Raw genomic sequence first — 13,679 nt, 5'->3', positions numbered from 1 at the left:
ATGACCGAAAAATCCGACTTTGGTACGTTTGGCCGATTTGAGGAGACTCCCGTTGATCAGATGCCTGCCAACATGAAAGCAGCGTATGACTTCACGATGAAACTGCGGGGTCTCGTGCCCGGTCCTCACAAGATTTGGTTGGCAAATCCGAAACTGTCTCAAACGATCGTGCCCACGGGTGCTTATTATCAGACCCAATCAACCCTGACAAAGGCTGAAATCGAGATTGCTACCAATCTCATCAATAGTCACTGGTCAGCAGCTTATTCCAACTATGAACACGAGATGATCGCAGAGAAAATGGGCGGTCTACCACCAAAGAAGGTGGAAGCAATGATTGCCGGACTGCCGACTTCATTTGACGATCCTCGGCAGCAAGTGGTATATGAACTCGTGTCAGCTTTGATCGCTTCGCGCGTAGTCCCAAAAGGTCTCTACCGACGCGCTAAAGAATTGTTGGGGGATGCTGGCATCGTTGATGTGACTGTCCTTCTCGGATGGTTCACTGGCGTTTCGCTGACGCTCATGGCTTTCGACGTTCCCTCCAACGCCGTTGGACTGAAGCAATAACGATTAAAAATAGGGGTCATTGATGATGAACAATAACAAAGTTGCGATCGTCACAGGTGCGTCGCGTGGCATCGAACAGGCAACTGCAATTCGACTCGCTCAGGATGGTTTCGCGGTGGTCGTACACTACGCTGGCAATGCTGAAAAAGCCGAAAAAACGGTGGCTGAAATTGAGTCCAAAGGAGGACATTGGTTGCCCATTGAATGCCCTGAACGACTCGCTTCAGATTTAATCAGCTTTTTTAATAAGTAATCGCTCAAACAGCGTTTAACGATTCAATATGATCGTTGATCTGTGCGATCGCACTTAGATTCAATTCTACAAAGGTAGTCGAAATGAAAATTGGATTCATTGGTTTAGGCAATATGGGAAAAGCAATGGCGAATGTCTTGCTTCAGAAATATCCCGATCTCGTTGTCTACAATCGCACCCGGAGCGCAGCAGATGAGCTTGAGCAAGCAGGCGCACAAGTTGCGAACTCACCGATTGAAGTTGCCCGTCAGTGTGAAGTTGTAATTACGATGCTGTCAAACGATGCAGTGGTCGAAGCCGTTACGTTGGGCGATGAGGGACTGAGTGCAGGACTCGCCAAAGATGCCATTCACATTTCGATGAGTAGTATTAGTCCGAATCTCTCAAAGCAGTTAGCTCAACATCATGCCCAGGCTGGACAGGCTTACTTCGCAGCGCCAGTGTTTGGACGACCTGATGTTGCTGCAAAAGGCAATCTCTGGATTGTAGCAGGTGGCAATAACGATCAGATCGAACACTGTCGATCGATACTTGAAGCCATGAGTCGGGGCATCTCGATCGTCAGCACAGACCCATCGCTGGCGAACTTAGTTAAGATCACTGGCAATTTTACCATCACTGCCGTAATGGAAACGCTGGGTGAAACATTTGCGTTAATGCAGAAATCGGGAATTGAGCCACAAGCCTTTCTACAAGTCCTGAATCAGGTGTATCAGTCGCCGATGTATGAAAGTTACGGAACTCAAATTGCTCAGCAACGATTTGACCCAGCTTTATTTGCACTCAAACTAGGTCTCAAAGATATTCGATTGGTGCGACAAGTTGCAGATGAGGCTGATGTGCCGATGCCGCTTGTGAATTTAGTGTATGAACATATGCTAAGCGCGATTGCGCACGGACGGGCAGAGCAGGAGTGGTCAAGTTTTGCACAAGTCAATGCTGAAAATGCAGGTTTGAAATAGCTCGGTAACTCCAGAGCGAATTAGGGTTTAGGTTTGGATTCCTTAAAACCGTTCACGCTTGCCGATGTCAGCTTTAACCCCAATAATCAACAAATCGCCATCTCTAGCTTCGATGGAACAGTTTGGCTGCTGAGCTAGAAACAGCAAGGGATGCAAGTGAGTCATTACAGGAGAAAAAATCGTAATGTTTAATCAAACTGATACGTTGGGCGGTCGCCTGCCCCTTTTAGATCCTCAAATGCTGTCGGTTGAGCAGAAGGGGCTTTATGATCGTATAAATCAGACAGCAGTTCCGTGGGCGGATAGCGCTCATTTTCAGAGCAAAACTAAAGATGGCAGACTAATCGGTCCGTTCAATCCGGTGCTTTTCAGCCCCCATGTTACCTCGGCTTTCTTGGAGCTACAAGCCATTGAAGAGAAATATACCTCGCTGAGCGATCGAGTCCGCCAAGTATTGATCCTAAGCGTGGGTGCTGTATGGAAGTCAGAGTACGAGCTTTACGCACATTCGGCTGTGGCTCGAAAGGCAGGTCTTTCGGAGGAGTCTATACGATCGTTGGTGAGCGGCGGGTTGCCCGATGACCTGAGCGACCAAGAGAAGATTGCCCAACGTTTTGCACGACAACTTTCCACTGAACACAGTGTCGATGATGCGCTTTACCGTGAGGCGGAGCGCACCTTCGGGCAGCAGGGGTTAGTTGATGCCATTACGCTCATTGGGATCTATCACAGCGTCTGCGCGTTGCTCAATGCGTTTGAAATCCCAGCTCCGCAAGAACAGGTCTAATCGTTTGTTAACCATTACACGAAAACCGTTATGCCGTCTGAAACCGTGCCACAAGCCAAGCTCACGACGATCGCTTGTTTTCCAAAGCATTATTTCCTTGAAAACCTGGCAATCCGCAGTAATGGCTCTATTCTTGTCACTGCAATGAATCAAAAGGAGCTTTGGTACATTCCGCCCACAACTGCGGACGTGCCGATCAATCCAATCCTGATACACACCTTTGCACTCCCCGCGTTGAGCCTCGTAGAGGTCGAGCCAGACATTTTCTATATTTGCACCTCAGATGTGTATGAAACCCACAAATCGAACCTGCAACGCTTTGATTTGCGCGGTTGGACTCCTAACAGTCCGCTCAAGCCGGAAATCCTTCTGGAATTTCCCGATCCCGTGCGTGCGCTCAACGGCAGTTGCTTGATCGCGCCGACTGTGATGATCATCGCAGACTCGGTTGCGGGTTTGTTCTGGCGAGTCGATCTCCCCACAGATGGAAACGAGCTTAAAGCCAGCGTCTGGCTCAAGCATGACAGCATGGCATTCAATCCCAACAGTCCGCTCAAACCGCCTCAACCGGGACTCAACGGAGTGCGGTATGCGTCGAGGAGCCATTATCTCTACTACACGACAACCGCTCAAAAGCTCTTCATGCGGGTGCGTGTCGATCCTGATACGCACGAACCCGCTGCCAAACCGGAACACGTCGCCGACGGCAGAATGTTCGATGACTTTTGCATCGACGAAGACGCTGGCATTGCGTACGTCACGACGCACCGAGAAAACACCATTGATCGCGTGTCCTTAGAGCCGAGCGAGAACCGTGGGGTGAGGCACAGCGTCGCAGGTAGACCCTCTCACCGAGCAGTTGCTCGGACCGTCTAGCGGTGTTTGGGGACGGATGACGGGGGAGTATGGTCGGGTGGCTTATTTTACGACCGACGGTGGTACTACGTCACCGCCACCTGATGGGATTGTCCGAACTGCGAAAGTTTTACGAGTGGAGTTCTAAAGGCTGCGCTAAACCCTTTTAACTTCTTCTTTCTTTGTGTCCTTCTCTTCTCTACGAGAGGCTGCGCCAACGAGACGCTGCGCGAATGCGTCCTTTGCAGTTCGTTTTTCTTTCTTGTACTTAAATATGGTTTAGCGCATCTTCATACAGAATTGGTATCAGTTGCAATTATCTAGCACTACACAATGACTGACTTGGCGTCTGAACAGGCGCCGCTTTGTTGCATCATCATGCGCGGAGGAACCGGAGCAACGCGATTTTGTGAGGTTGGGTGAAAAAGGTGCGATCGCTAGCTAATAAATACAGCAGATTGCAGGTTTACGAAGTACAGTAACAACAGTTTGTAAACCAGTTTTTTAAATGTACCGGATTAATTAAATCAAGTGCAGTCGCAATTAAAACATCAACTATTTTCGCAGATGAGTTAGAAGCTTTATTAGTGCTTCGTTGTCAAGAACTGATGAAACAACATGATTTAATCTCTGGTTTAACTTGCTACTACTGGTGGCCAAAAACCAGGGCAGCTTAATTATAAGTGTTCATCCGAACTTGATATAAAAGATAAAAAATACTAAAATTAAACCTATAGAGACTAATCGCCCCTTTCCCATTCAGGTATGACGCCTTTGACCCGGCGGATGGGTAAATTCGCAATTAAAGCTGTTGTTCGTTGGTTGCTTTCTAAGGAGAACTCTAAGCCCTCTGTCTCAACTTCGACATAGCGACAGACTACATCTAAGATTTCTTGCCGCATTTTTTCCAACGTTTGAGGGTCTATGTCGGCGCGATCGTGAGCAATCACCAATTGCAGGCGACGTTTAACTTGAGTTCGACTGCTATCAGGACCGCGAAAAAAAAGTCGTTCTAGAAGTTCAATCATTACGAATAGGTCTGGCGTGGAGACTGGAAAAGTAAGTTAAACAATCTTTGTCCACAACAACCTTCGTAGACGGGCGAAGATGCTGTCTTGGGACGAGTCGATCTCCATAAATTGGACACTTTCCCCTTCCAATCTACGAGCAATGTTCTCAAAGGCTGTGGCAGCTAAAGAGGGATTTTCCGCTAACACTAAGGGTTCGCCGCGATTGGTAGATACAATAACACGCTCGTCGTCAGGGATTACCCCGATCAGGGGAATGGCGAGAAGTTCCTGAACATCTTGCACTGACATCATATCATTTGCCTGCACCATTGCGGGTCTAATGCGGTTAATTATTAAATGAACACGCTTGATACCTTGTGCTTCTAGTAACCCCACTACCCGATCAGCATCACGAACTGAGGAAATTTCTGGTGTGCTGACAACTAGCGCTTCTTTTGCTGGGCCGATCGCATTTTTAAACCCATTTTCAATGCCGGCGGGGCTATCAATGATCACATATTGATACTTTTGCGCTAGCGCATTCACCAATAACTTCATCTGTTCAGGTGTGACTGCATCTTTGGAGCGATTTTGGGCTGCTGGCAGGAGTACGAGATTGGGTTGGCGCTTATCTTTCACCAAGGCTTGTTCTAAGCGACACTCTCTGGCTAAGACTTCTACCGCAGTATAGACGATGCGGTTTTCTAGCCCTAGCAGTAAATCCAAATTTCTCAGACCAAAATCCGCATCAACCAAGGCAACTTGACGCCCCATTTTGGCTAAAGCCATGCCCAAATTTGCTGAAACTGTGGTTTTGCCCACTCCTCCTTTACCGGAGGTAATCACAATAATGCGAGTCATGATAGAAATGCGGTCAATGAGGGTTCAAGAAATATAAAACAGTAAATCGCAGTATAAAGTATGAAGTATCGTATCAAGTATGAAGAAATATCTGGTCTCCCTGATTCGGGCGAGGGATGAATATTTTTTTCTAGCGATGTCTGGCGACAAGCCGAAAAAGCATCTACGCTCGGTTGTGTGAAATACACTTAACTAGGGGAAAGGGATTAGAGTAGTGTATTCCATCTACATGAAAACCGCTATATTTCATCCTTCATATTCTTCATCTTTTAAGTAAATATTCAGGGCTACTGATTGATCTTAGTAAATTGGTTTCTGGAAAAATCACTAGCCCTAGCGATGCGAATCCCTTGGGGCATAATATGTGCCACTTCTGGAAAAAATTGCATCGGTAATTTTTCTGGTGCCCTAGCTACAGCATCTGCGATCCGCAATTGGGTAGGTTCCATTTGCAAAGCCATAATCAGACACTCATGATTGCCTCCGGCCCCAGCATGAGCGATTCCACGTAGACGACCCCAGATGATAATATCTCCATCTGCAATTACAATACCACCTGGATTTACATCTCCCAAGATAATTACTGTACCAGGATGACGAATTTCTACTCCAGAGCGGACTGTCATTTCCAGATAGAGGGCATCTGCCTGGGGTATAGCTGTAGCTTTTGACTCTGAGACCAGAGAACTTACGGGCTGTAGTTGTTCTACAGAATATCCGGATGTCACGGCAGCGATCGCAGTTTGCCGACGACTTGTTGAGACAGATATTAGCTGGAGTTGGACTTCACTTAAAGCCTCAGCAAGTTCTTGCAGTTGTCTGGCATCTACTAGGCGGTCTTGTGCCATCAGATGCACAGGGGTATTAGATATACGGAAGCGATCGCCTGCATTCAAACGCTGTCTTATTTGTTGCCAAATATCAGACCAACTAAGTTCTGAGGCAGATACTTGAGATTCCGGAGGCAAGATTAATAATAGTCGTCCCTCCTGACTTTTTAACTGAACTTGAGTATTGTCATTTACGCGATGTCCTGATAAGGCTGACTCATTGGGATTTAAATCAGTCAGGATAAAATCTGATGCCGTACCAGGATTTGACTCTACATCTGGGTTAGCAGGATTTGATTCTACAGGAGCAAGGACAGTATTTGATTTTAAATAAAGGAGGACAGAATTTAACTCAGCATCCGGGAGGATAGAATCAGACTCTAGATCAGAAACAGTAGGATTTACCTCTACCTCAGAAAGGATAGAGTTTGGTTCTGCATTAGGAAGTGCAGAATTTGACTCTAGATTGGGAGTCGCAGAATCAGAAGTCATGCATTACTAGCCAAAAGACAAGGGACACTCCGAATAATTATTAATATTAGATCAGTTGCAAAATACAACAACATTGTCAGGCAAGAAAGTGTGGAGTCAGGAGTAAATAAAAAAAGCTCTTTATCTGTCTTGTAGACTAAAATACTGTACCTCACTAACTTGTGATTTGCTGTAGTTCAAAATTATGATCATTTTCACTCAGCACTCAAGACTGTTTTAGTCAACCTCCGATAAATTGTCCCCAAGGCATCAGCATCACCGACGTTACCTGGAAACAGCACCACTGGCAAATTAGGAAACTGAGGATGATCCGATGGCGTTAACACCATTGAACAACCAGCTAAAATTTGACCGAGTAAGCGGGCTGAAGTTAAAGCTAGTCCACTACTTAAAACATCATTAGAGGTAATACCACCCTTGCTGATTAAGAATCCTATATCAGATGGTAAACCGCGCACAATATCCATCAATAAACCTGAAACTTTTGCCCCAAACTCCAATCGTGTCTTGACATCTTTAAAATTCAGTTCCTCACGGCTAGTATAAACCACTGGTGTTTTGCCAGCCTCATGTACCACCCGTGTACTTTCTTTGATTTCAGTTAGCAGTGCCGCAGATTCATCTGCCCCATCATCAAGTAATCGCGCTACATTCACTTCGATTCCCACAGTTCCTTCTACTTGCAACAGCGCTGCTAATTGCTGAGTAGTCTTTTTCACATGGGAACCAACAATCACCGCACCTGGTTTGCCTTGTCGCACGTACTGCGCCATGTTTTCGGCGGCAATGGGTTGGGGTGGTAAAGCGGCTAAAGCCGTTAAAATACTTGCTGCACTGCGAAACAGAAAGCGTTTTCCTTGACTTACTGCTGCTAATATGTCTACTGCAAAGCGGTTGAGATCGGCTTGAGTTTCACCATCTACGACAGCGCACTGATTACCATTGAGTTGTAACAAGCGTTCCAAACTACCAGCGCGAATATCGGCCAGGAGAAACCTTTCCACAGTTTCGGCACTAATTAGTCCTTGAGTCTTTTCTTCGACATACTTGGGTAAGTAACTGTGATCGTAGCTGAAGACGGAATCACGGGCAAATTCTGTTTCATGGACTGGGGTAGGTACATCAGCAATAATTAAGTAATGCACACTGTCACGAGTGATGCGTCCGCCGTCTCTTCGAGAGGCTTCGCCAACAAAAAATGCAGGTACGAGAAAATGAGCATCAAAAGGGCCGAGTTCTTGTGCGATCGCATCGGTTTCAATGGGATAATGTCCCCGCAAAGTAGAATCAGAACGGCTGACAATCAGAAAATCGTCAATTCCTTCAGCATTCAAGGCAATTTTCAGGTTTTGACAAACTTCTGTGGTGACAGATGCAGCTGACTCTGGTGTTAGCGATCTAGTGTTAGTTAGCACAAAGAAAATCGGCGAATCATCCTGCAACCCGCTGCGTAAAGTGTCCACATCCCAGTGCATTAGCAGCAAGCAGCTGTGGACTGTTTGAGAACCTGTAGGGTCATCATCCAAGACAATTATTTTGGGTTTGTTGCTCATTTAAGTCAACGGGGTGATTGTTTTTTAGGAAAGTTTGGACTTGGAAAGTATTTTGCTAAACATCAAAGCAATTGAAACCTAACCCCCTATCTCCTTCCCTACTAGTGTTGGGGAGAGATTCAAAGCCTCTCTCCTATGAGGAGAGAGGTTTTTCAGTATCATTTGTAACTTTTCAAACATCAATTCAGCCTTTGTGCAATTTTCTGATTTCTGCTTGCACATCGATCGCAATTTGCAATGATTGATTTAGTAGTTGAGCATATTCGCCCGCTTGACTACTAACTTCTAAAGCTTGCAGATTGGCTAAATTATTGACAAATAACTCTTGATTATTAGCAAGCAATTTTTTATTATCTCGCAAAATCCGTTCCGTTTTCAGAGCGCGGACTAAATCTTCTCTAATCAGTTGCAGGGCGGCGGTTACTTTATCTCGGTCATGGATACTGCTTTCTATGTTTCCTGATGCTGCCAATTGGTCATTAATATCTATAGTGCTAATCAGGTCATGATATTTATCAACTTCATCTAAAAGTATTGTCAGTCCTTCAGGACAGGTCAATTGTCGCCAAAGCGATCGCCCAACTAATATCGGGATTGGCACTAAAATTAGTAAGAGAATTCCTAGTCGAATTGAAGAACCAATTGTCGGCAGAATAATAAAGGCGTAAACAAAGCCAACAATTACTGGGGTTAGCGCCAGCGTCACCAGCATTTCATTGATGAAAAACCCTAATCGCTTCTTGCTATCTCGCAGAACCGAGGGTCGAAAAACGTCTTCTGGATCGAACCCAGTCAAACGTCTCAGTTCTCCTTTACTAATTTCCAAGCCTATTAAGTCCGGCTGCACGGATTGATACTCCTTGAGGAAGCGCGAGTTGCGTATTCATTTTAATCGGGTTTGGCGTGGATGAATTTCTTGAGCCAGATCAACTAGAGTAAACGCCAACTCAGTGTGACTCGCACTTGCCCATCAGGTAAAGCTAACATTTTCCATGCACCATCTGGAAGTTCAGAGGCGATCGCATCCATCATTTGATTACCATAGCCACCTTTTCTGCTTCCACAGGTGGTATAGCAGTAGCCAGATAGATTAGGACACTAAACGCAAGACATCCTCTATCGTAGTTCGTAGACTATCGAAGTTTTCTATCTGAAGAGCGAATTCGACTCTTAAGCCATGACCAACATTTTTCGATTTTGTTTAAGTCAGGTGAATAGGGAGGTAAGTAAATAAGGAAGCATCCAGCTGTTGTAATTAAATTTTCAATGTTTCCTCCTTTGTGAAAAGTTGCATTATCCATTATCACAACCTGTCCAGGAGTTAGGCTCGGAATTAAGCATGATTAGAGCCAAGTCTCACTCTCCTGTTCGGTTACACGCTCCTTCTACAGTAAATGGTGCGAATAAGCGTTGGTTACACAAAGCAGCAATTATATTAACTCTTCCTTTACGTTGTCCCGATTTTAAATCATAAAAGTGCTCACCTTGCTGATTCTACTCGTAACCGTAATCATCACGGTTATCCATTCCTGATTCGTCCACGTAAACTATTTCTGTTGAAGACCAAGTAGCTAATTGTTCTAAAAACTTTTGTCTTTTGAGTTCATCGCGTTCGCTGTAACCTTACCGTGATGATTGTGGTTATATTCGGGAAACCAGTTTTCATCTAAAATTTGCTCTAAAAAAGCAATTGGTATCAAGGGGAATATGTCAATGGCAAGTTGAGAGCAATCGCAAATGCTGTATTTTTGAAAATGACATAAATGATGCATTTTTGAATATGACAGCTTACAATTAGATTATTATGGCGGTTTTTTCTACTTCTTCCTTGTGAATCGATAGATTTTCATATAAGGCCAATCAGCCTCATCTTCCAATTTATATAAATCACTCATTTCTCTTTTAAAAATATCTTTTAATTCCCAATCAAATTCGCGATTAACTATTACAAAAACTGGATCTGCATTTTTGGTCATTGTACTAACTTTTTCTGCCAGATTTTTTCCCTTGACAGTTTTTAGAACATTTTGTGGTGCATATATAGTCGATGAATCTCCATAATATTGTAATAATCTAGGCTGTCCATAGAAGAATACAGATTTTGCAGATTCATTTCGATGTTGTAGAAGGTAGCGAACAGCTGAACGGTAGTCATCTTTTGCATAGGCTGGATTTAAATAGTATTGAAAATTTGAATAAACATTCATAATTAGTAAAGAAATAGTAGCTAACTTGGTAACTTGAGGCACTATATAAAGTTTATTATTCCGTTGGTAATTATGTAAAAACGCTGATGGAATCAGAATGGTAACTGGTATACATAGATAAAAAGAGTGGCGCGGTAGCCAATTTATTTTGGTCACCAGAGCAAACATAAAAGCTAGTAAAAATGATGTGACCAAAAGTGATGTAAAGAAGTAATCGGCCCGTTGATATCTTTTTCTCTTGCGGGGTCTTAATAAACTTGTTACTAAAGCTAGAAAAATCACAGTAATAACAATAACAAATATTAATAATTGAGGCCAGTAGCCAAGTACAACTTTTATCTTTTCGTCATCGCGTAATTCCTCCAGTGGTGGTCCATAAGATGTCCCGACTAATATACCGTAGATCACAAACATAATGTTTTGAATTATGGGTAATCCACTACGAGTAACTGTAGTAGCTGTTGGATCAGATGCGGCAGGTGAAGACAAGTAGAACAAAATCATTGGGAAAGAAAAAACTACTGGAGGTATCCACCATTTGATCAATTCTTTTAAGTTTCTATAGACAATAGCATGAGATAAACAAATGGCTGAACTAAAGATTATTATCAAAATACTGCCAAAACTTCCGATGGCAGTAAAGATACCAAAAAGTAATTGTGAAATAATCTTATTACTTTTATCTACACTGAATGAATAACTAAAAAAATATATTTGAAGTGAGGCTATAAATATTAATAATGCGTAAGGTCTGGCATCTTGGCTGTAAAATACGCTAAAAGAACTAACTGCTAGGAGCATGGACGACCATAAGGCATGTTTTTTTCCATAGATACGTAGGCTAGTAAAAAATATGGTAATGACTGAGGCGACTCCCAGCAGGGCTGAGAGCGATCGAATGGCAAATTCACTATCTCCAAAAACCGAACGCCAATAAAACAAGACTAAATAATAAAGCGGTTGATATTTGTCACCAGCTTCTCGATTTATAATTTTAAAGAGATTTTCTTGAACGCTTGTACCATCAGATAAAGCTAAACTCCAGCCTTCATCAAACCAAAGACTTTGATTTTGCAACAAACAGAAACGCAGAAAGATACTAATTATGATAATTATAAAAACAACAAAATAGTATTTTGACTGTTTCATATAAATCTCCAAAGCACTGGTACACAAGATATACAACTTTCTAAGCATGAAAATCCCACCCTAGAGTTGACTGAGAGATTGTAATTATTGTCTCTATGCTGGGGTGGGAGGAATTTTGTCTATGAAAGACTTTATCACAGAAAGGAATATTTTTTTGTCTAAATGATCAAGTCACTACAGTAAACCTTTAAAATCTCTAGCAGATGAGTAGGTAGATTGGCATGAATGAAACTACAGAAACGATTTTCAGCAAAATCATTCGTCGGGAAATTCCCGCTGATATTGTTTATGAGGATAATTTGGCTCTGGCATTCAAAGACATCCACCCCCAAGCGCCCGTTCACATCGTCGTCATTCCCAAAAAACCCATTCCCACATTAGCTGATGCTGAATCTGAAGATCATGCTCTATTGGGGCATCTTTTGTTAACAACCAAACGTGTTGCAGAAGTTGCAGGACTGAAAAACGGTTATCGAGTTGTCATCAACACTGGTGATGATGGTGGTCAGACAGTCTATCACTTACATTTGCATATTTTGGGAGGACGGCAGTTGGACTGGCCCCCTGGTTGATAAAACCAGATGAATCGCGCCTCTAGACGCGATTCATCACTAAGAAAAATCACTCTCATCTACTCTAGCTGTAATGAATTAGGGTTTCTGGAGTCATTTCCACAATTTTGCCCGCTAGCAACTCCATACTGCGATCGCCCAGAGTTAATAGGAGAGATTGATGATTTTATTTTTAAGTCGCTATCTCCACCTGTTTCTCGTCCACAAAGTCAGTTCTAGGGAAACAAGCTTTTATTCATCCTGAATCAACCCTTACCGCTACTTGATCCTTTCTAGCCTTACCAGTCAGTGTTTTACTGCTGTTTACCACAATGCTCATTTAATGCTCAAAGTTGGTTATTCAGTTTTTAGAGAACTGATATGTAAGCATTTATAGATAAAAAGTGAGTTTCTTGCAGATTACGCACAAAGTTAGGTTGATTCAAGGTTGAACAAACAACAGGCTACATATCCATTTTGATCTAATTCCAAGGCTGTTAGCCTGTTTTGTCAAATTAGGCGATTCTTCTAATTGTTTGGATACTCTCTTTGGGCAATATCCATTCAGAACATGGGATTGTGTTCATTATCCCAACACTTGCGATCGCTCCAGTTTCTCCCAGTATGTTCACATTCAGATGCATCATCTATCCAAGGAATCGATGTAGAGTGGTGCGAGGTTCCAATGGAAGTGAATAAGCTAGCAGTGAATAAGGGCAATAATAAGGATAAAGTTATCAATGTAAAAATCGGTAGACTAATTAAATATCCAGTGAGCAGCACAATGTTACTATGAGTCCAAAAAAGCGTGCCTATTTTATTGTTTTTTTGGCGACTTTTTAAGCTGGTTATTGAATTCAAGAAAAGCATAATGCAACCCTATTAATATCAGTTTATATAGCAATCCCATTTGATTTGTAAAAGCCAAACTGACTGAAAGCTAGCCGGATCAGGTTTTGGCTCTCAGTATATTTAGCAAAATCAAATAGGAGTCCTATACAAGTACGGATTTTTACATAAGAACATTATTGAAGCTATATACTCTGATGTCAAAGGTGCAAGTGACGACTTCTTAAAAATTTTAATCTTTGGGCACTAAAAAATATTTTTAATGAAAGTATGTTGAAATTTTAGCAATCACCCTTGCGTAAATCTTGGCAAATTTAACTTACAGCCTTTCGCTGCCGATGCTGGATTGTTGTATCGCGATTGCTTCTGGGTAAAGTTCGGAGAATATTGCTTAGACTTTGACTTCAAACAAAGATTTAAAGGAGATAAGGCTGATCTGAGAGGAAATTTAATTACGACTCCAATTAAAAAACCAAGAAATTGAGAATTAACAATTGAACAAAAAGAACAAAACAAAGCCTTTTCAGCTAAACGAAATCTTTAGTCAAAATATTTTGATCCCAGATTCTGCATCAGTAGCTATGCTTATTGTAACGGGCGATCAAGCAATTTGATCTCTCGTCGATCAATCCTGAATTTGCATCCTAATGGGGACTAACCCTCTTCTGTCACTTTCCGGGTATTCTGAATAAAAGAATGAACAGAAAAAACCCTGAAAGGTAAGTAGGGCAATGGATGTAGAGTTACAAA

General features: G+C 42.8%; 15 protein-coding genes and 1 pseudogene. 8 read left to right on the top strand and 8 right to left on the bottom strand.

Annotated elements, in window-relative coordinates:
• Genes V7K48_RS00910 through V7K48_RS00900 form a run of 3 tightly spaced genes read left to right on the top strand, consistent with a single transcriptional unit; the run spans position 1 to position 1,785 of the window.
• Entirely contained in the window at positions 1-570 is a 570-nt protein-coding gene (locus tag V7K48_RS00910; protein ID WP_335068717.1) for a carboxymuconolactone decarboxylase family protein, read from the top strand.
• Between the two features lie 22 nt (positions 571-592).
• Entirely contained in the window at positions 593-823 is a 231-nt protein-coding gene (locus V7K48_RS00905; protein WP_335068715.1) for an SDR family NAD(P)-dependent oxidoreductase, read from the top strand.
• Positions 824-858: 35 nt separating this feature from the next.
• Positions 859-1,785, top strand: coding sequence for an NAD(P)-dependent oxidoreductase (locus tag V7K48_RS00900; protein WP_335068713.1), 927 nt, complete (start codon positions 859-861; stop codon positions 1,783-1,785).
• Positions 1,786-1,827: 42 nt separating this feature from the next.
• Here the strand turns inward: V7K48_RS00900 and V7K48_RS00895 are convergent, their stop codons facing one another.
• The gene (locus V7K48_RS00895; protein WP_335068711.1) at positions 1,828-1,950 is read right to left on the bottom strand and encodes a hypothetical protein; all 123 of its coding nucleotides are present in this window, start codon (positions 1,948-1,950) and stop codon (positions 1,828-1,830) included.
• 19 nt (positions 1,951-1,969) lie between these two features.
• On the opposite strand from V7K48_RS00895, the gene V7K48_RS00890 reads away from it, so the two are divergent.
• Genes V7K48_RS00890 through V7K48_RS00880 form a run of 3 tightly spaced genes read left to right on the top strand, consistent with a single transcriptional unit; the run spans position 1,970 to position 3,575 of the window.
• A complete protein-coding gene (locus V7K48_RS00890; RefSeq protein WP_335068709.1) occupies positions 1,970-2,572 on the top strand; it encodes a carboxymuconolactone decarboxylase family protein in 603 nt (200 codons plus the stop codon).
• Between the two features lie 30 nt (positions 2,573-2,602).
• Complete coding sequence (locus V7K48_RS00885; protein ID WP_335068707.1) at positions 2,603-3,448, top strand: hypothetical protein; 846 nt, start codon at positions 2,603-2,605, stop codon at positions 3,446-3,448.
• Positions 3,432-3,575, top strand: a complete 144-nt coding sequence (locus tag V7K48_RS00880) for a hypothetical protein (protein ID WP_335068705.1) — start codon at positions 3,432-3,434, stop codon at positions 3,573-3,575. The genes V7K48_RS00885 and V7K48_RS00880 overlap by 17 nt, the downstream gene beginning before the upstream one ends.
• A gap of 592 nt (positions 3,576-4,167) precedes the next feature.
• On the opposite strand, the gene minE is transcribed toward V7K48_RS00880, so the two are convergent.
• The 7 genes and pseudogenes from minE to V7K48_RS00845 form a co-directional block, all read right to left on the bottom strand.
• Positions 4,168-4,455: a cell division topological specificity factor MinE gene (gene minE, locus V7K48_RS00875; protein ID WP_334976532.1), complete on the bottom strand. Its 288-nt coding sequence runs from the start codon at positions 4,453-4,455 to the stop codon at positions 4,168-4,170.
• A 36-nt stretch (positions 4,456-4,491) separates the two neighbouring features.
• Positions 4,492-5,298 carry a septum site-determining protein MinD gene (minD, locus tag V7K48_RS00870; protein WP_273768711.1) on the bottom strand — a complete coding sequence of 269 codons (807 nt, stop codon included), beginning with the start codon at positions 5,296-5,298 and terminating at the stop codon, positions 4,492-4,494.
• Between the two features lie 287 nt (positions 5,299-5,585).
• Positions 5,586-6,620 carry a septum site-determining protein MinC gene (minC, locus tag V7K48_RS00865; RefSeq protein WP_335068703.1) on the bottom strand — a complete coding sequence of 345 codons (1,035 nt, stop codon included), beginning with the start codon at positions 6,618-6,620 and terminating at the stop codon, positions 5,586-5,588.
• Positions 6,621-6,814: 194 nt separating this feature from the next.
• The gene (locus V7K48_RS00860) at positions 6,815-8,173 is read right to left on the bottom strand and encodes a four-carbon acid sugar kinase family protein (protein ID WP_335068701.1); all 1,359 of its coding nucleotides are present in this window, start codon (positions 8,171-8,173) and stop codon (positions 6,815-6,817) included.
• A gap of 184 nt (positions 8,174-8,357) precedes the next feature.
• Entirely contained in the window at positions 8,358-9,020 is a 663-nt protein-coding gene (locus V7K48_RS00855) for a hypothetical protein (protein ID WP_335068699.1), read from the bottom strand.
• A gap of 243 nt (positions 9,021-9,263) precedes the next feature.
• Positions 9,264-9,796, bottom strand: a pseudogene (locus tag V7K48_RS00850) (IS630 family transposase); the annotation flags it as partial.
• Between the two features lie 194 nt (positions 9,797-9,990).
• A complete protein-coding gene (locus V7K48_RS00845) occupies positions 9,991-11,529 on the bottom strand; it encodes a glycosyltransferase family 39 protein (protein ID WP_335068697.1) in 1,539 nt (512 codons plus the stop codon).
• A 221-nt stretch (positions 11,530-11,750) separates the two neighbouring features.
• On the opposite strand from V7K48_RS00845, the gene V7K48_RS00840 reads away from it, so the two are divergent.
• Together V7K48_RS00840 and V7K48_RS00835 are read left to right on the top strand one after the other, a co-directional pair.
• On the top strand, positions 11,751-12,101 hold the full coding sequence (locus V7K48_RS00840; protein ID WP_334976520.1) for a histidine triad nucleotide-binding protein: 351 nt from the start codon (positions 11,751-11,753) through the stop codon (positions 12,099-12,101).
• Between the two features lie 550 nt (positions 12,102-12,651).
• Entirely contained in the window at positions 12,652-12,876 is a 225-nt protein-coding gene (locus V7K48_RS00835) for a hypothetical protein (RefSeq protein WP_335068695.1), read from the top strand.
• Positions 12,877-13,679 lie beyond the last annotated feature (803 nt).

The organism is Nostoc sp., from assembly GCF_036919615.1.
GTDB lineage: Bacteria > Cyanobacteriota > Cyanobacteriia > Cyanobacteriales > Nostocaceae > Nostoc.
This window is presented reverse-complemented; position numbering and strand designations above follow the sequence as displayed.

Coding starts and splice junctions, on each gene's coding strand:
- V7K48_RS00910 (WP_335068717.1), top strand. CDS start 1: ATGACCGAAAAATCCGACTTTGGTACGTTTGGCCGATTTGAGGAGACT.
- V7K48_RS00905 (WP_335068715.1), top strand. CDS start 593: ATGATGAACAATAACAAAGTTGCGATCGTCACAGGTGCGTCGCGTGGC.
- V7K48_RS00895 (WP_335068711.1), bottom strand. CDS start 1,950: ATGACTCACTTGCATCCCTTGCTGTTTCTAGCTCAGCAGCCAAACTGT.
- V7K48_RS00890 (WP_335068709.1), top strand. CDS start 1,970: ATGTTTAATCAAACTGATACGTTGGGCGGTCGCCTGCCCCTTTTAGAT.
- V7K48_RS00885 (WP_335068707.1), top strand. CDS start 2,603: ATGCCGTCTGAAACCGTGCCACAAGCCAAGCTCACGACGATCGCTTGT.
- minE (WP_334976532.1), bottom strand. CDS start 4,455: ATGATTGAACTTCTAGAACGACTTTTTTTTCGCGGTCCTGATAGCAGT.
- minD (WP_273768711.1), bottom strand. CDS start 5,298: ATGACTCGCATTATTGTGATTACCTCCGGTAAAGGAGGAGTGGGCAAA.
- minC (WP_335068703.1), bottom strand. CDS start 6,620: ATGACTTCTGATTCTGCGACTCCCAATCTAGAGTCAAATTCTGCACTT.
- V7K48_RS00860 (WP_335068701.1), bottom strand. CDS start 8,173: ATGAGCAACAAACCCAAAATAATTGTCTTGGATGATGACCCTACAGGT.
- V7K48_RS00845 (WP_335068697.1), bottom strand. CDS start 11,529: ATGAAACAGTCAAAATACTATTTTGTTGTTTTTATAATTATCATAATT.
- V7K48_RS00840 (WP_334976520.1), top strand. CDS start 11,751: ATGAATGAAACTACAGAAACGATTTTCAGCAAAATCATTCGTCGGGAA.
- V7K48_RS00835 (WP_335068695.1), top strand. CDS start 12,652: ATGGGATTGTGTTCATTATCCCAACACTTGCGATCGCTCCAGTTTCTC.